Genomic DNA, 17,219 nt, shown 5'->3' with positions numbered 1-17,219 from the left:
ATAATATTCGTTTTTTATCTATTTTGCAATAGTTTTGCATAAAAAGTTTACAACAATTCATATTTTGTGTCTTAAATTCGAATATTAATCGTAATATGATGTGCGAATTTCAGTTTTTATTATGCACATTATAAGAAAAAGGAGTTGAAAGAAATTATGCCGCAGCAAAAAAACTTTGTAACAATGCCGGCGCAACATCAAAATAAACAGCCTGGCATTGAATCATTAATGAATCCTCTACCGCAGTTTGAAGATCCAAATTATAAAGGAAGCGAAAAGTTAAAAGGAAAGAATGTATTAATTACAGGTGGAGATAGCGGAATTGGACGAGCTGTTTCTATCGCTTTTGCGAAAGAGGGAGCAAATATTGCGATTGCGTATTTAGATGAGGAGGGGGATGCAAATGAGACGAAACAATATGTTGAGAAAGAAGGCGTAAAGTGCGTATTGTTGCCAGGTGATTTAAGTGATGAACAGCATTGTAAAGATATTGTACAAGAGACTGTCCGGCAGCTAGGTAGTTTGAATATTTTAGTAAATAATGTCGCACAGCAATATCCGCAGCAAGGACTAGAGTATATTACAGCAGAACAGCTAGAAAAGACTTTTCGTATTAATATTTTTTCTTATTTTCACGTTGCGAAAGCCGCACTTTCTCATTTAAAGCAAGGGGATGTCATTATAAATACCGCGTCTATCGTTGCATACGAAGGAAATGAAACGTTAATTGATTATTCTGCAACGAAAGGGGCAATCGTTGCTTTCACAAGATCACTTTCTCAGTCATTAGTGCAAAAAGGGATTCGTGTAAATGGTGTTGCGCCAGGACCAATTTGGACACCACTTATTCCATCGAGCTTTGATGAGAAAAAAGTATCACAGTTTGGAAGCAATGTTCCAATGCAAAGACCTGGACAACCATATGAATTAGCGCCAGCATATGTATATTTAGCGTCTGGTGATTCATCCTATATTACCGGGCAAATGATACATGTAAATGGGGGCGTTATTGTAAATGGATAGTTTTCATTTATAAGAGCAAAGTAAAGTTAATTCCACTTATTATAGTGAGCGCTAGGGGGGGTATAGATGAAAAAGCTATGTTTCGTCATACTATTATTTTTCATTCTACCGGTTAGTGCTTTTGCTAGTACAGATCATTTAATATTAGTGAATCTTACGACAAACCAGTTGTCTTTTTTTGAAAATGGAAATTATACAAAAACATTCCCCGTAACAACTGGAAGAGATCGTACACCTACGCCTGAAGGTAATTTTTGTATTATAACTAAATATAAAAATAAAGAATACCATCGAAAAAAAATAGCTGGTGGTGCACCAAATAACCCTCTTGGTACGAGATGGCTTGGACTAGATAAAAATGAATATGCGATTCATGGGACAAATCGGGAATGGACAATTGGAAGTAGGGAATCAAATGGCTGTATTCGTATGCATGACAGGGATATACAGTGGTTATATGACCGAGTTCAATTACAGACGAAAGTAATCATTTCTCGGTTTCATACGAGCCCGGAATATGAAGCGAATAAGCTTGGTTATCGTGTTGTGAGCTGGAATGGTCGTAAAGTAGAAGAAGAGCAAATTGGTATGCTTACGTTAGTAGATCGCGTGGATATATATTGGCAAGAACCGAATGGACAGCTAACGAAAGTGAAAATGGTATTGCCAAACGAAAGATATGCAGTGTACTCAAAACGAAAAGATGGAATATATTATATAGGAAACAATTTGTATATTGTGGATGAAACAGGAGAAAAAATTCGTTATGAGCAAATTCCTTCTTCGATTTTAAGTAATATATATAAACGAAAATATAATGTTCCGTAATAGGCTACCGTATTATAGACGGTAGCTTATTTCTACTTCCAGTTTAACTGCAACTATTGTACTTTGCTGAATATAATACAGTACAGATAGGGGGCGGTTACATTATGAAAAGTGAATTTGCGTTTAAAGTTTTCTTAGTAACGACCTGTTTATTTATCGTGTATTTGTATGCTTTTCTCGTCTTTTCGTTTTATGTTCCATACGTTGATTTAATATTGTTCTTCGGATTTATTTGGGCATTTGTTAAGGCAAGGGAAGGGGAGAAAAGTATATATCGGCGTATTACGTTATGCGGGACAGCCGTTCTCGTTATTTTGTACTTTTTTATTATGCATGATTTTTGGAGGGGAATGTAAAAAAGCATACGATTAGTCGTATGCTTTTTATGTTTAATATTTTGGCTTAAATGTATGACAACAAGTCTCTACACTTGTTGCTACAGAACTTTCTAGCGTCTCGTTCGTTAAAACTGCACTTGTATACGATTCATTTTCAGTTTGACCAGTTTCATCCGCATCTGGCTGAACGATAATCGCACTTGCTTGACAAAAGTTACCTTGTCCCCAAAATGAACAATTGGAAACAGAGCATCTTACTTCTGGCATAAAACCCCCTCCTTATACATTAGTTTGGAATTTTACGTCCATTTCATGTGTAGAAGGAGTTTCCTTTTCTCGTTATTTTTTCGTTTGTTCAAACCATTCTTTAAACTTTTCTTTTGATTGTTCTCCGCTAATACGGCTTACTTCTTTACCATCTTTAAAATGAATAATCGTTGGCGTTCCTTTAATATCGTACTTATCCCAAGGCTCGTTTAAATTTTCAATATCAATTACTTTCATATCAACATTTAAATCTTTCGCTAAAGGTACAACAATAGGAGAGACCTTTTGACAATGAACGCAAGAGGTTTGATAAAAGTAAATCGTTTGTTCTTTTTTATCTTCTATATTTTTATTGAGATCTTCAAGAGAAATTTTATTTGAGTAGTAACCTTTTTCATCTGTCGATGCGTTTTTCTTTTCCATTTGAGTTACAGCAAAGATTGCCGCAAATAAGACGATAATAATACCGCCAAATATAAGCATTTTTTTCATTCTTTCATCTCCTTATTTGTTTTTGATGACAATAAAGCTACAAACAGCGATTGTAATAAAGCCGATAAGTGCTAAAAACGGGATTGTCACAAAGCCGAACCAGTTTATGTATTCTCCCGTACATGGTACACGGCCGCAAGCTGCCCCTGCAGCCGAAAATGCTGCGACTTTTTGAATTGCATAGTGATATAAAGAAATACAAGCACCAATACTTGCGATCGGTAAAGAATAACTTGCGATGCGATAATCTTTTTTTACTACAGCGATACCGAGCCATAAAACGAATGGATACATGAAAATGCGTTGATACCAACAAAGGACACAAGGCTCAAATTTCATGATTTCGGAAAAGTATAGACTTCCTAGTGTAGCAATAAACGAAGCTCCCCACGCGGTAAATAAAGCATATTCTTGCTTTTTTTCTCGTCCCATATTTTATACCTCTCTTATAATAGTTACATACTAAATTATAGTATGAAGTGGTACAGAAAAGAAAGAAAAAATATGTTTATCAATAAAAGTTTTATACGGGGAAACTTTTATTGATATGAACATTTTAAAAAAGCGCTATTCTCCAGAAGAGAATAGCGCTATAGTTTACATTTGAATTTGCTCTACTTCTTCTATATGTGACTTTTGGGATGCGTGGTCAATATATTGAAATAGGAGCTGCAACTGTTTATCAACTTCTGGCAGTTCTTTACTGTATTGATAAGCGTGTAAAAAATGCTCAATACGCTTAGAAAATAATTGATCGTTCGTTTGAACCATGAGAACGAGTAATTTATCCCAATTACAGCAATACGTGTAATAGAGAGCTTTATCATAGTCGTTATATGTTTGCACTGTGTACCCTCCTTACCGAGAGTTATATATAGTGTGTGATAAGTAAGGAGAAATACACTTGAAAGAATTTGTTAAGAAAAAAAGTGAATGAAAAAACGAGGTATGTCCTCGTTTTTTAAGCTTTTGGCATTGGCGTAGGTGTTGGTTTGCCATAGCCTTCTTTGTATTTATTATCGATATAGTTACGAATTTCAAGCGTTGATTTTCCTTTTTGTTTCATCGAAGCAGATTCAACTGCGATTTCTAGGCAATTGACGCAAGTCGTTGCATGAGAATTCCAAACAACTTCACCATTCTTTTTAATTTCACGAATAAAACAATTTTTATTATTTTTATGTCCTACACTTTCACCGCAACCGCAGTAACATGGAATCCAATCTAATAGTTCTGCATTTTGTCCAGCGACAGTGTAGATATCTTTCATTTGTGGATCAAGCTTGTCTAGGAAGGTAGGAAGTGTGTCGACTCCTTTTGTTTTCTCTTGAATGTCAGCTTGCTGAGTGTGCGATGCGTGGTCATGTTCTTCTTTTTTTGATTCAGAAGATTTTTGGTCATTTGTACTAGTACTTCCGCATCCAGCAAGAATTAAACTCAGTACTGCAAGTAAAGAAAATACATACTTTTTCATTCGCTTGTCCCCTTTACAAATGTATTAATCAAATTGTATCAGAGATTACGGTGTGTCGGGTGAAGATTTTTTTGACCGATTTTTGAAATGCCATCGCACTGAATGGAATAGAAATAAAATTGGGATATAAGCGTATACAATATATAAGCCAGCTTGAGATAGTACTGTATTTAATGTGTTGATACTTTCACGGTTTGTGAAAAATAAGGATGAAATAAATATGACTGAGATAAAAAGTGGCAATGTAATTTTAAATGGTATGTGAAAAGATTTTTTACTAATGCAACAAGAAGACCAAATGGTTAAACAAAGATTAGGTAAAATAATAAGATACCATAGGAAAATAATAATGTACTCAAACCTTTGGATAAAAGGAACTTTAATGATTTTTAGCATCGTTAATGTTGGCCAAATGGTATGATGTAGTTGCCCTGGGCTATAGTACATAAGGGAAACGATGGCTAGTATTACGTATAGAATTGTTGTAAAAATAATACCACCATGTGCCCATTTGTTTAACGATTTTCCTTTTTTAATAAATGGATAAAAAACAAGGATTGCTTCAAATCCAAGAAATTCTAATGCAGATGCTTTGGTTGCAGTTAGAATTTCTAAAGGTGAATGATTTAGAATTGGGAAAATGTTACGGACATGCGCATATTTCATTGGAAAAACTAAGAATAACAGGACGAAAATCGGTATAATAACGCCCCAAAAACAAATTCCAGTTACAGAACGAAAGCCGCCTCTAATTATGTAATAGGCTACAAGTAAAAATAGGAAAGTTAATTTCCACGGTTTAATTGTAGGAAAGACCCAAACTTGAATAACTTCAATATACGTACGAAGAACAGTAAGACAAAATAATAAAAGGTATGCGGCAAAGCATACGGAAAAAATTTTCCCAATCCATTTTCCGAAACATGTCGTATGAATATTCATTAAATCATTATCTTTTTCTAACATTTTAAGCATACAAAATAAAACGATATGAGTTGCAATACCAGCGATAATAAGAGAAATCCAAGCATCATAACCGGCAAATTGCGCAATAATCCTTTGGTATCCTAACACTCCTACTCCAATTTGAAGGGAGTGTAATAGAAGGAATGTGAAATAAGGGGAAACAGTATGTGTTTTATCTTGTCCAGCCATGATAGCACCTCACTATTCTCCGATACCAGATTGTACGACATTAATTTTCACATGAACAGCAATGTCTACGTTAGGATACATATCTTGAATTTGTTTCATGCTCCATTTTCTTGAATGACTACGAATTTCTTCACGTATTCCTATTGGATCGATTTTATTTTCTTGGAATTGTTTTATTAATTCGTTTAAATCCTTTTCAAGCATTTTTTCTATATGTCTTTTTACGTAAGTTACATTTTTACTCTTTGATAAATCCAGCCATCTGGGAGCATTTTTTACGAGTCCATTTAACTTTAAGTGTATGTTAACTTTCGGAATATCACCGTTTGGCGAAAGAGAGCACTCACTATTTCCAGATAAGTTTTGAGTAGCAATTACTCCTTTATGTTTACCTTGACGTATTGGAACTTCGTAACGCCCATTTTTCGTTGGATTAATGAGTAATTTAAATAAAAAAGACCTTTTCCTGTCTGTATACATAGCCACTTTATCCTTTTTTAAAAAAGCGAGCCCTTTAATGGAAGCAGATTTGTCTTCTGATACTTGAATGTAAGGAAGAAATGCATCGCATCCAGATGAATAGAAGTTATATAAAAAAATATTTAAAGCTGTCCGAGGGATTGTCTCGTTTTTTATATTTTGTTCCAGTAATTCAGATAGATATAGCGATCCATTTGTTTTCACATGTTTAAGTAATTCTTCTGTTGAACCATCCACAAGTGCTAGTTGTACATCACGGCCAATGTTAGGATCACGTTGTAAGTTGTTAATAACATCTCCAAGTCCATGTTCACCAAATGCTTTTCCGAATAGGACAACACGCATTTGCCCCACAGCGATTGTATGTGGTGATTTTGCGTTTAAAAGGGAAGAGATTGTTTCAATTGTACCTGCATGAGTGGATTGAGTTTCTGGTTTAGATTGTACGCCTTTTGTGTAATCCGGATATAAAATTGTTCCGCGAAATTTTTTGTTTTTTGTTATATCGAATCCACCTACGTGAATCATTCGCTGTGTATCAACTATATGAGCTTCTGTACAACCAGATTGGAAAATTAAAATGATAATGAAAAAGCATAAAAAAATATTTTTCATTTTTCCTCACCGTCACGTTTTTCTTTCGCTTTGTTTGGATCATAGCGCCATTTCTTTTTGGGCCTTAAAAAAGAAGCTCGTCCCGCAGTTTGACTAAATGGAAGACGAAGGAGTCCTTCAGCTGTACCTAAACCGCGAAATGGGTATAAAGGTAATAAATAAGGTGATCCAAGTGATTTTAAGCGAATTAAATGAGCCAATATGAATACAAATCCGACGATAAGACCTACACCTCCAAATGCTCCGGCTAAAATAATAAGAGGGAAGCGTAATATCCGGATAGTAGAAGACATTTTTACTGTCGGTGTTGTAAAAGAAGCTAGTGCAGACAGCGCAACAGCAATTAGTAAGATGGTGCTCGTTAAAGCAGCCTCAACTGATGCTTGCCCAATTACAATACCACCAACAATACCAATCGTTTGACCAACTTTAGTCGGTAAACGCGCCCCAGCTTCGCGCAGTAATTCGATTGTGATTTCTAAAAAAAGTGCCTCCAAAACAGGTGGAAATGGTACGTTGGCTCTGGAATAAATAATAGGGCCGAGTAAATCTGCTGGAATCATTTGATAGTGATACGTTAATACAGCTGTATAAATAGCTGATGAAAATAGAGAGAATGCCGCTCCAAAAAAGCGAACTAATCTAAGAAATGACCCTGCCATCCATGGTAAATAATAGTCTTCTGGAGAGACGAAAAAATCGAGTAATGTTGCTGGTCCAGCTAATGCATATGGTGAACCGTCTGTTAAAATGACAATTCCTCCGTTTAGTAATGCATAAACAGAACGATCTAAACGCTCTGTAGGTAGTAAAACAGGGAATGGAGAGTTACTATTATCACTAATGAATTGTTCAATCATAGTTGCATCAAAAGGGTAATCAAAATCAATATCTTGTAGACGTTGCGTTGCGGTGTTAATATGCTGTTCATTTGTAATGCCTTCGATGTAAGCAACTACGATTTTGGTTTTTGACATAGAACCAACGCTAACTTCTTTGAAGATTAATTGCTCGGTTACGATATTTCGGCGTAATAAATGTATATTTATATCAACATTTTCAACAAAACCAACTTTAGGGCCAATAACACTATATTCATTTTCCGTGTCATTTACTAAACGAGTTCCTAAAACGGTACTCTCGGCGCGTAGAAGTGCATACGCTGCTTGCCCTGAACCTTTTTTTAGTTGTAATAATACGTATCCACCTAATAATTTCTCACGAATATCATCAATGGACGGATTGATGAGGATGTCTTCAATAGATACGACATTTAAGATGTCATCAATATGTTGAATCTCCTCTAATTTATTTTTTATAGGTGCTAAAATGAATCGCTTAATAATAAGTGATTCTACTGTAGATTTATAATAAAACAAACATAATGTCCCATCTTCTATAATGTTATAAGAAGAAAAGTCGCTTGATTTTTTCATCGTATGGATAAAATCTGGAATAGAACAGAAGGTTTGTTTTTTCTTTTTAGATGATAAACGAAACATTTTCCCACCCCCTAACATATATCATTTACTTGTGTTAGTTTTTGGGAAAGGCGGGAATTTATACTTAAAAATTGAAAGTTCATAAAGAAAAGGAAGAGTATTGAAAAACTCTTCCTTTTTGGCATATTAATTTGTTTTCTTTTCCTTAATAGACTTTACTAATTTAATCATTTCTGCTCGTATATCTTCTTTTTTTACATTTAATTTTTCGGCAATTTGTTTCATATCCATTCCGTCTTTTTTCATTTTTAGCACATCATCAAGGGGAGTATTACTTTTTTGAGAGATGATTGTTAATACCGTGAGCTGACGTAATCCGATATTATATTCTTTCATTTTTTGTTTTAGCCCGTCTGGTGTAGATTTTTGCATATTTGCTAATTGTTGCAGTAGTGCCTTTTTCGTTTCTTTATTCATATGATGCTTTTTTAACTTACTTGGGTCTACCCCGAAATGCTCTGCTGTTTTCTCCCAAGAATTATTTTGCTTATAGTAAGCTAAAACGTCTTTAATTTCTTTTTTACTCATTTTTGCAATGTGGGCAGCTTTCCAAATTTCATGTTTGTTATAGCCGAGTTTTTCGAGCGACTGCATTTCTTCTTCTGAAATTGGTTTATGATGATGCAATGTGACTTCTTTTGGCGTAGCAGCGAAAGTGGGGAAGACGGTTGCACCGAATAATAATGCTGCCATAGTCATACTTACTGCGATTTTTTTGTACATGTAAACTCCTCCTAGATGGATAATGTGAAAAACTGTACACATATCATTTCCATAAAATGTGAAATACTTGTGAACAAATCAAGTTTTTTTATTCACAGTATGAACTGAAGTTTTTGGAAGTTTTCCAACATAAAACATTGATTAATAGTAAAAAACTAAGGCATAATCGAAATTGAAAATCAATATCAACAATAAACGTATACATATAGATAAAAATAAGGGAGAGAAAAATATGACTACATATACTTCCATCGCAAATGTGATTAAAGAAAGACGTTCTGTTCGTACATTTACAGATAAAGCAGTAGACAAAGAGTTATTAATTGAACTATTAAACGACGCAACGTGGGCACCGAATCATAAACATCGTGAACCATGGAATTGTAAATTATACATTGGAGAAGGTCGTCAGAAATTAGTAGACGCAGTATTAAACTCTTTCACAGAAGAAGAAAGAGCGAAACGCGGTAAAATTTTATCGGATCGTTTCTTAAGCACGCCAGCACAAATTGTTGTTTACATAAATGAAGATCCACGTCAAATTCAACGTGACGAAGATTACGCTGCAACATGTGCATTTATGCAAAACTTCCAACTTCTTGCTTGGGAACGCGGTTTAGGTTGTGTTTGGAAATCAGGTGGATTAAACTACAATCCATTATTTATAGAAGGACTTGGTTTAACTAGAGGTCAACGCATCGTTGGAATTCTTCACCTTGGCTATTTCGATAAAGCACCAGAAGGAAAAGCTCGTACACCGATTACGGAGAAGATGGAGATTATTGAAGGTTAATAGATGAGACATTCTCGTTTTTATGAGGGTGTCTTTTTATTATGCAATCAATCCTCATGAAAGCTTGTTCTCAATCATACACTTTCTTAAGGGAAAGTGTAAGGAGGGAAAATAATGAGAGCAAGTGACGATAAAGCACTGCAATATGCAATTGCGGAAATTACGGAAATTGCGACTGGATTTGGGCTTGATTTTTATCCGATGCGTTATGAAATATGTCCAGCGGAAATTATTTATACATTTGGTGCATATGGGATGCCGACGCGGTTTTCACATTGGAGTTTTGGGAAACAGTTTTTCAGAATGAAATTACAATATGATTTAGGTCTTAGTAAAATATACGAACTCGTTATTAACTCTGATCCATGTTATGCCTTTTTATTAGATACGAACTCGTTAATTCAAAATAAATTAATCGTAGCGCACGTGTTAGCGCACTGTGACTTCTTTAAAAATAATATTCGTTTTTCAAATACGAAGCGAGATATGGTAGAAAGTATGTCAGCGACAGCTGAACGGGTGAAAGCATATGAGCATAAGTACGGAAAAGAAGAGGTAGAAACATTTTTAGATGCCGTACTTGCCATTCAAGAGCATATTGATCCGTCGCTTATGCGTCCAAAACTTGCGTGGAGTATTGATGATTTAGAAGAGGAAGAAGTAGAAAAGAAAAAGGTATCGCAATACGATGATTTATGGAATTTAGATGATCGCAATAAAAAGAGGGAACGCTCCAATGTTCGTAAAAAGAAGAAAATCCCACCACAACCAGAGAAAGACTTACTCCTCTTTATTGAAGAATATAGCCGTGAGCTAGAAGATTGGCAGCGGGACATATTAACGATGATGCGTGAGGAAATGCTATATTTCTGGCCGCAGCTTGAAACGAAGATCATGAACGAAGGCTGGGCATCCTTCTGGCATCAACGCATACTTCGCGAAATGGATTTAACATCTGATGAAGCAATTGAATTTGCGAAATTAAATGCGGGCGTCGTTCAGCCATCAAAAACAAGCATTAATCCATACTACCTCGGTATTAAAATGTTTGAAGATATAGAGGAGCGCTACAATAACCCTACTGAAGAAATGAAACGACGCGGCGTAAAACCAGGATCTGGTCGAGACAAAATCTTTGAAGTACGCGAAATCGAATGGGATGTATCGTTCCTAAGAAACTATTTAAATAAAGATCTTGTTATGCGAGAAGATATGTACTTATTCCAGCGCCAAGGAAAAGAATATAAAGTAATAGATAAAGAGTGGGAACATGTACGTGATCAACTCGTAAATATGCGAACAAATGGCGGTTTCCCGTACTTAGTAGTAGAAGACGGGGACTACTTAAAGAACGGAGAATTGTATATTAAGCATAGTTACGAAGGAATCGAGCTCGATTTAAAATACTTAGAAAAGGTATTACCATATCTTCATCAGCTGTGGGGAAGAACGGTGCATATGGAGTCGATTGTGGAGAGTAAGGGTGTTGTGTTTTCTTATGATGGGAAGATGGTGCATCGGAAGTATGTGTGAGGGGAAGAACGGACATAGGATGCTATGTTCGTTCTTTTTTTATTTGGAACAAGGTCAAATATGCTATTCTTGAAAAAAGGGAGTTACATAGAGAAATGGAGTGATTCAAATGAGCAAAATAGGGGTATGCAAGGTGGATATTACGCCGCCTGTTGGCATTGATTTTGTTGGATACCATAGAGAGACAGGAATAAATAATGTTGAAGAGCGTATTTATGGGACGGTTTTTGTATTTGAAAAAGATGAAATGAAAACTGTGTTTATAAGTATTGATAATATTGGAATGTTAGTAGAAGATACGAATATGATTCGTGAGCGAGTAGCAAGTAGGCTTCATGTTCCATTTGAGCGAATAACAGTTGTTTATACACATACACATTCTGGTCCAGAAACTGTTGGTGAGCAACCTTTAGTAAGGTCGTATAAAACGATTTTAGTAAATAATGTGGTGCAAGGTGCTGTTACTGCGAATAACAACTTGAAGCGATGTGAAGTTGGCTGGGGTGTTACGACAGGTGATATTGGGGTCAACCGAAGAGAGAGAACATCTGATGGAAGAGCGAAGATGGGAACAAATATAGAGGGCGTTGTAGATAAAAGAATTGGGATGTTAGCAATAAGAAATGCTGAAACGAAGGAGCTATCTGGTATTGTAGTATTTTGTACTGCGCATCCGAATGTTTTAAAAGGTGATAGCGATGTATTATCAGCGGATTATCCTGGAATGACGAGGGAGGTTCTTGAGAGGATCGTAAACTGTCCTGTTATGATTGTGCAAGGAGCTGCTGGTAATGTAAATGCGAAATATCGCGGTTCAAGGGAAGCATTAAAGAAAATGGCTTACACACTTAGTGGACATGTATTAACGATGTTGCCAACAGTTACATACAGCCCAATTGTAAATTTAAGAACAGTTTCGAGTACGGTGCAAATGAAACTGCAGGATATCCCTGAAATTGATGAAATACGAAGCATGGCTCAATTAGCTGAGAAGCAGTGGGGTGTGAACACGGATGAATGGCTTACTATCGTTTTAGAGAAATATAAGCAAGGTATTCGGCATTTAACTATTGATTTAGAAGTGCAACTGTTTCAAGTGAATGATGGTATGTTTTCAGGTATACCGATGGAACCTTTTTCGGAAACGGCATTAGAAGTGAAAGAGAATCTTCAAAATGAATTGGCTTTCTTTGGTGGATATATGAACGGATATATTGGTTACTTGCCGACAAAGGAAGAAATTTCATATGGTGGTTATGAAGTGGAATTAAGTCCTGTTGTGTATGGGCCGGTTACAAATTTATTGATGCCGCCGGAGGAAAATACAGCAGATGTAATCGTACAGAAAGTTATAGAACTATACGTAAAAGAACTTGGAGATATCTAAGTTCTTTTTTATTTGTTTCAAATTTGTGAAAGAAAGACATATTGATTGAAATTAACTTTTTTATAATTTATTATATACCCATACAGGTATAGGTTTTGTGTGGGGTTTGAGAAAATTAAATACTATGGAGGTTTAAAATATGTCCAGAAAAATAGTTGTAGTAGGCGGAGTTGCTGGCGGGGCCTCAGTAGCTGCAAGGCTTCGTCGTTTAAGTGAGGAAGATGAAATTATTATGGTTGAACGCGGTGAATACATTTCATTCGCAAACTGTGGATTGCCATATTATATTGGCGGTGTCATTACAGAAAGACAAAAATTATTAGTACAAACTGTTGAAAGAATGTCGAAGCGTTTTAATTTAGATATACGTGTATTGAGTGAAGTAGTACAGATTAATAAAGAAGAGAAAACAATTACGATAAAGAATGTAACGACAAATGAAACATATAACGAGAAATATGATGTGTTAATTCTTTCACCAGGGGCAAAACCAATTGTTCCATCTATTCCAGGGATTGAAGAAGCGAAGGCACTGTTTACGTTACGAAATGTACCGGATACAGATCGTATTAAAGCATACGTTGATGAGCAGAAACCACGTCATGCGACGGTTATTGGTGGCGGATTTATTGGTGTGGAGATGGTTGAAAATTTAAGAGAACGTGGAATTGATGTTACTCTTGTAGAGATGGCAAATCAAGTGATGCCACCAATCGATTATGAAATGGCGGCATATGTGCATGAGCATTTGAACAAGCACAATGTTGAGCTTGTTTTTGAAGATGGTGTAGATGCATTAGAAGAGAACGGGACTGTTGTACGTTTAAAAAGTGGCTCAGTTATAAAAACAGATATGATTATTTTAGCAATTGGTGTACAACCAGAGAGTAGTTTAGCGAAGGATGCAGGATTAGCATTAGGAGTTAGAGGGACGATAAAAGTAAATGAGAAATTTCAAACGTCTGACCCACATATATATGCAATTGGTGATGCGATAGAAGTGAAAGATTTTGTTACAGAAATAGAAACGATGATTCCTTTAGCGTGGCCAGCTAATCGTCAAGGTCGTATGTTAGCAGATATTATTCATGGTCATACAGATTCTGTATATAAAGGTACACTCGGAACTTCTGTAGCTAAAGTTTTTGATTTAACAGTTGCTTCGACTGGAGTAAATGAGAAAATATTAAAACGATTAAATATACCCTATGAGGTAGTGCATGTACAGGCAAATTCGCATGCGGGATACTACCCGAATGCTACGCCAGTGCTAATAAAATTAATTTTTAATAAAGATAGTGGGAAAATTTACGGAGCACAGGCTCTAGGACGTGACGGTGTAGATAAGCGTATGGATGTTATCGCAACGGCAATAAAAGCAAATTTAACTGTACTTGATTTGCCAGATTTAGAATTATCATATGCCCCGCCATATTCTTCTGCAAAAGACCCTGTAAACATGGTAGGGTATGCAGCAAGTAATATAGTAGATGGTTTTGTGGACACAGTACAATGGCATGAAATAGATCGTATTGTTGAAAATGGTGGATATCTTATTGATGTTCGAGAGCCTAATGAATTAAAACAAGGAATGATTAAAGGCTCTGTTAATATTCCGTTAGATGAATTACGTGATCGTTTGAATGAAGTGCCAGTGGATAAAGATATATATATTACGTGTCAACTCGGTATGAGAGGATATGTTGCAGCGCGCATGTTAATGGAAAAAGGATATAAGGTAAAGAATGTAGATGGTGGTTTTAAATTGTATGGAACAGTATTACCAGAACGTATTGTATATTGATATTTTTTCATCTTCCACTTCAAAATTTGGTGGAAGATGAAAGCCTATAGATGAAGGTTTCGCTTTGTATTTTGTGAATGTATAAGGTAAAAGTTTAAAATAGGGGTTTACAAAATACCCTACAGGGTATAATATATTGTCATAAGCTATAAATGGTGACATAATGGTAATGAGGTGATTATACAATGGAATATAATCAAGACATGAAAAATAGATTAAAACGTATTGAAGGGCAAGTTCGTGGTGTGCTTCGTATGATGGAAGAAGGAAAAGATTGCCGAGAGGTTATTACACAGTTAACGGCATCTCGTTCTGCACTTGATCGTACAATTGGACTTGTTGTTGGAACGAATTTAGAGCAATGCTTGCGTGAACAGTTTGAAAGTGGTAATGGTTCAAATGAAGAGTTAATTAAAGAAGCTGTTCAATTACTTGTAAAAAGCCGATAATCTGTCAAACGTAAGTGTTGACAGATTTTCAAAAACATTTCAATATACCCCTACAGGTATATATAAGTTATGGAGGAATCACTATGAGTATAAAAGTGGATATGAGTTTAGATTGTAAAGGGTTAGCTTGTCCGATGCCGATTGTGAAAACGAAGAAGGCGATAGAAGGATTGGCATCAGGACAAGTGATTGAAATTAAGGCAACAGATAAAGGATCTACAGTAGATATACAAAGCTGGGCAAATAAAGTAGGGCATCAATATATCGGGACGAAACAAGAGGGCGATGTTTTGATGCATTACATTAGGAAAGCACATGAGCATGAAGTGAACGAAGTAGCAAAGTATCCTCATACAATTACGAATACGGAGTTGGAAGAGATATTATTAAGCGATGAAGAGTGTATTGTATTAGATGTTCGAGAAGCAGCGGAATTTGCTTTTGGTCATATTCCATCGGCCATTTCGGTGCCGTTAGGAGAGTTAGACAGTGCAGTTTTAGATCAGACGAAACAAATTTATGTTGTTTGCCGAACTGGTAACCGTAGTGATGTAGCTTGCCATATGTTGAAAGAGAAAGGTTATGAAAATGTGAAAAATGTCATTCCAGGTATGTTAGAGTGGCAAGGGAATATAAAGAATTAAATTTTTTTAAATGTAAATATACCATAGGGGGTAAAAAGATGAGTGTTAAATCATTACAAGCAAAAGATGTTGCAGAGAAAGTTTTATTCGGAGAGTTGTTTATTTTAGATGTTCGTAATGAGACGGATTATGAAGATTGGAAAATTGAAGGGAAACAAATCTCATCTATAAATAAACCGTATTTTGATTTGTTAGATGGTGTAGATCATATTGTAAGTGAATTACCTAAAGATAAAGATGTTTTAGTAGTATGCGCAAAAGAAGGGTCTTCTATATTTGTGGCAGAGCAATTAACAGAGGCTGGATTAGAAAATATTTATTATTTAGCTGGTGGTATGAAGGCATGGAGTGAATATGTAAAGCCTGTAAAAGTTGGAGATTTAAAAAATGGCGGAAGTATGTATCAGTTTAACCGTCTTGGAAAAGGCTGTTTATCTTATATGGTCGTTTCAAACGGTGAAGCAGCAGTTATTGATGCAGTAAGAACAGTTGAAGCGTATGAAGAATTTGCGAAAGAGCATGCTGTTACGATTACGAATGTAATGGATACACATTTACATGCAGACCATATTTCTGGAGGACGTAAGTTAGCGGAAAAAGTAGGTGGTACGTATTGGTTACCGCCAAAAGATGCGGAGGAAGTTGTTTTCTCATACGAACCGCTTGTTGAAGGATCTGTTATTACGGTGGGGGGTACTAAAATTGAAATTGACGCATTATACTCACCAGGGCATACGATTGGAAGTACGTCATTTATTGTAGATGATTCCTATTTATTATCAGGCGATATTTTATTTGTAGATTCAATCGGGCGTCCAGATCTTGCTGGGAAAGCTGAAGATTGGGTAAGTGATTTACGTAATACTTTGTATAGCCGATATAAAGAACTATCTCAAAGTTTAATTGTGTTACCGGCTCATTATTCAAAAATAAGTGAAATGGACGAAAGTGGTATTGTTAGTGCAAAATTAAAAGATTTATTTGAGCATAATGCAGGTTTAAATATTGAGGATGAGGGAGAGTTCCGTAAAGTTGTAACAGAGAATTTACCACCTCAACCGAATGCATATCAAGAAATTCGTCAAACAAATATGGGACAATTAAATCCAAATGAAGACGAAGAGCGTGAAATGGAGATTGGTCCAAACCGTTGTGCTGTTCATAATTAATTCGGTTTCAAATGAAATAAACACAGGAGGTATATGAAATGAATGCCAAGCAAGTATTAGATGTAAAAGGATTAGCGTGTCCAATGCCAATTGTAAAAACAAAGAAGGCAATGGAAGCATTACAATCAGGAGAAGTGTTAGAAGTACACGTAACAGATAAAGGTGCGATTAAAGATATTCCAGCATGGTCACAAACAAGTGGTCATGAAGTGTTAAAGCATACAGAAGAAGACGGCGAATTAAAGTTCTGGATTAAGAAGGCTTAATGATAAAAACAGGAGGTATATGAAATGAATGCCAAGCAAGTATTAGATGTAAAAGGATTAGCGTGTCCAATGCCAATTGTAAAAACAAAGAAGGCAATGGAAGCATTACAATCAGGAGAAGTATTAGAAGTACACACAACAGATAAAGGTGCGATTAAAGATATTCCAGCATGGTCACAAACAGGCGGTCATGAAGTGTTAAAACACACGGAAGAAGATGGTGAATTAAAGTTCTGGATCAAGAAAGCATAGCATTTCAATAATAGGCGGAGGAGCA

At 35.7% G+C, this 17,219-nt stretch carries 21 protein-coding genes; 12 read left to right on the top strand and 9 right to left on the bottom strand.

Features of this window, described 5'->3' with window-relative positions:
- Positions 1-156: 156 nt before the first annotated feature.
- The 3 genes from BAQ46_RS01525 to BAQ46_RS01515 all read left to right on the top strand — a co-directional run bounded on the left by BAQ46_RS01525 (position 157) and on the right by BAQ46_RS01515 (position 2,207).
- Positions 157-1,023: an SDR family oxidoreductase gene (locus tag BAQ46_RS01525; RefSeq protein WP_001136277.1), complete on the top strand. Its 867-nt coding sequence runs from the start codon at positions 157-159 to the stop codon at positions 1,021-1,023.
- A 66-nt stretch (positions 1,024-1,089) separates the two neighbouring features.
- A complete protein-coding gene (locus BAQ46_RS01520; RefSeq protein WP_000732025.1) occupies positions 1,090-1,851 on the top strand; it encodes a L,D-transpeptidase in 762 nt (253 codons plus the stop codon).
- 104 nt (positions 1,852-1,955) lie between these two features.
- Positions 1,956-2,207 carry a hypothetical protein gene (locus tag BAQ46_RS01515; protein WP_000834195.1) on the top strand — a complete coding sequence of 84 codons (252 nt, stop codon included), beginning with the start codon at positions 1,956-1,958 and terminating at the stop codon, positions 2,205-2,207.
- Between the two features lie 33 nt (positions 2,208-2,240).
- Here the strand turns inward: BAQ46_RS01515 and BAQ46_RS01510 are convergent, their stop codons facing one another.
- The 9 genes from BAQ46_RS01510 to BAQ46_RS01470 all read right to left on the bottom strand — a co-directional run bounded on the left by BAQ46_RS01510 (position 2,241) and on the right by BAQ46_RS01470 (position 8,897).
- Complete coding sequence (locus BAQ46_RS01510) at positions 2,241-2,456, bottom strand: DUF1540 domain-containing protein (RefSeq protein ID WP_001115486.1); 216 nt, start codon at positions 2,454-2,456, stop codon at positions 2,241-2,243.
- Between the two features lie 72 nt (positions 2,457-2,528).
- Positions 2,529-2,948: a thioredoxin family protein gene (locus BAQ46_RS01505; protein WP_000738457.1), complete on the bottom strand. Its 420-nt coding sequence runs from the start codon at positions 2,946-2,948 to the stop codon at positions 2,529-2,531.
- Between the two features lie 12 nt (positions 2,949-2,960).
- Complete coding sequence (locus BAQ46_RS01500) at positions 2,961-3,380, bottom strand: disulfide formation protein C (RefSeq protein WP_000532258.1); 420 nt, start codon at positions 3,378-3,380, stop codon at positions 2,961-2,963.
- A gap of 165 nt (positions 3,381-3,545) precedes the next feature.
- The gene (locus BAQ46_RS01495) at positions 3,546-3,794 is read right to left on the bottom strand and encodes a YhdB family protein (protein ID WP_001195458.1); all 249 of its coding nucleotides are present in this window, start codon (positions 3,792-3,794) and stop codon (positions 3,546-3,548) included.
- A gap of 115 nt (positions 3,795-3,909) precedes the next feature.
- On the bottom strand, positions 3,910-4,422 hold the full coding sequence (locus BAQ46_RS01490) for a PCYCGC domain-containing protein (protein ID WP_071741534.1): 513 nt from the start codon (positions 4,420-4,422) through the stop codon (positions 3,910-3,912).
- A 45-nt stretch (positions 4,423-4,467) separates the two neighbouring features.
- Positions 4,468-5,577: a GerAB/ArcD/ProY family transporter gene (locus BAQ46_RS01485; protein WP_071741533.1), complete on the bottom strand. Its 1,110-nt coding sequence runs from the start codon at positions 5,575-5,577 to the stop codon at positions 4,468-4,470.
- 12 nt (positions 5,578-5,589) lie between these two features.
- On the bottom strand, positions 5,590-6,672 hold the full coding sequence (gerYC, locus tag BAQ46_RS01480) for a spore germination protein GerYC (protein WP_071741532.1): 1,083 nt from the start codon (positions 6,670-6,672) through the stop codon (positions 5,590-5,592).
- Positions 6,669-8,174: a spore germination protein GerYA gene (gene gerYA / locus BAQ46_RS01475; RefSeq protein WP_000489325.1), complete on the bottom strand. Its 1,506-nt coding sequence runs from the start codon at positions 8,172-8,174 to the stop codon at positions 6,669-6,671. Before gerYA ends, gerYC begins: the two co-directional genes overlap by 4 nt.
- 126 nt (positions 8,175-8,300) lie before the next feature.
- The gene (locus BAQ46_RS01470; protein ID WP_000276992.1) at positions 8,301-8,897 is read right to left on the bottom strand and encodes a hypothetical protein; all 597 of its coding nucleotides are present in this window, start codon (positions 8,895-8,897) and stop codon (positions 8,301-8,303) included.
- A 232-nt stretch (positions 8,898-9,129) separates the two neighbouring features.
- On the opposite strand from BAQ46_RS01470, the gene BAQ46_RS01465 reads away from it, so the two are divergent.
- From BAQ46_RS01465 to BAQ46_RS01425, 9 genes are all read left to right on the top strand, one after another.
- Positions 9,130-9,690 carry a nitroreductase family protein gene (locus BAQ46_RS01465; RefSeq protein ID WP_000214810.1) on the top strand — a complete coding sequence of 187 codons (561 nt, stop codon included), beginning with the start codon at positions 9,130-9,132 and terminating at the stop codon, positions 9,688-9,690.
- A gap of 114 nt (positions 9,691-9,804) precedes the next feature.
- Positions 9,805-11,223 (top strand): stage V sporulation protein SpoVR, encoded by a 1,419-nt coding sequence (gene spoVR, locus BAQ46_RS01460; protein WP_001202713.1) that lies wholly within the window; start codon positions 9,805-9,807, stop codon positions 11,221-11,223.
- Between the two features lie 109 nt (positions 11,224-11,332).
- Positions 11,333-12,610: a neutral/alkaline non-lysosomal ceramidase N-terminal domain-containing protein gene (locus tag BAQ46_RS01455; protein ID WP_071741531.1), complete on the top strand. Its 1,278-nt coding sequence runs from the start codon at positions 11,333-11,335 to the stop codon at positions 12,608-12,610.
- Between the two features lie 139 nt (positions 12,611-12,749).
- On the top strand, positions 12,750-14,414 hold the full coding sequence (gene cdr / locus BAQ46_RS01450; protein ID WP_071741530.1) for a CoA-disulfide reductase: 1,665 nt from the start codon (positions 12,750-12,752) through the stop codon (positions 14,412-14,414).
- Between the two features lie 185 nt (positions 14,415-14,599).
- Positions 14,600-14,863: a metal-sensitive transcriptional regulator gene (locus BAQ46_RS01445; protein ID WP_000456206.1), complete on the top strand. Its 264-nt coding sequence runs from the start codon at positions 14,600-14,602 to the stop codon at positions 14,861-14,863.
- Positions 14,864-14,946: 83 nt separating this feature from the next.
- Positions 14,947-15,507 (top strand): sulfurtransferase TusA family protein, encoded by a 561-nt coding sequence (locus BAQ46_RS01440; protein WP_000023963.1) that lies wholly within the window; start codon positions 14,947-14,949, stop codon positions 15,505-15,507.
- Between the two features lie 38 nt (positions 15,508-15,545).
- On the top strand, positions 15,546-16,676 hold the full coding sequence (locus BAQ46_RS01435; protein ID WP_000114199.1) for an MBL fold metallo-hydrolase: 1,131 nt from the start codon (positions 15,546-15,548) through the stop codon (positions 16,674-16,676).
- A 38-nt stretch (positions 16,677-16,714) separates the two neighbouring features.
- Positions 16,715-16,942, top strand: a complete 228-nt coding sequence (locus BAQ46_RS01430; protein WP_071741529.1) for a sulfurtransferase TusA family protein — start codon at positions 16,715-16,717, stop codon at positions 16,940-16,942.
- Between the two features lie 24 nt (positions 16,943-16,966).
- Entirely contained in the window at positions 16,967-17,194 is a 228-nt protein-coding gene (locus BAQ46_RS01425) for a sulfurtransferase TusA family protein (protein ID WP_071741528.1), read from the top strand.
- Positions 17,195-17,219 lie beyond the last annotated feature (25 nt).

Source organism: Bacillus paranthracis, assembly GCF_001883995.1.
GTDB classification, from domain to species: Bacteria; Bacillota; Bacilli; order Bacillales; family Bacillaceae_G; genus Bacillus_A; species Bacillus_A paranthracis.
Note: the sequence above shows the minus strand (reverse complement) of the source record. Positions and strands in the feature narration are given on the sequence as shown.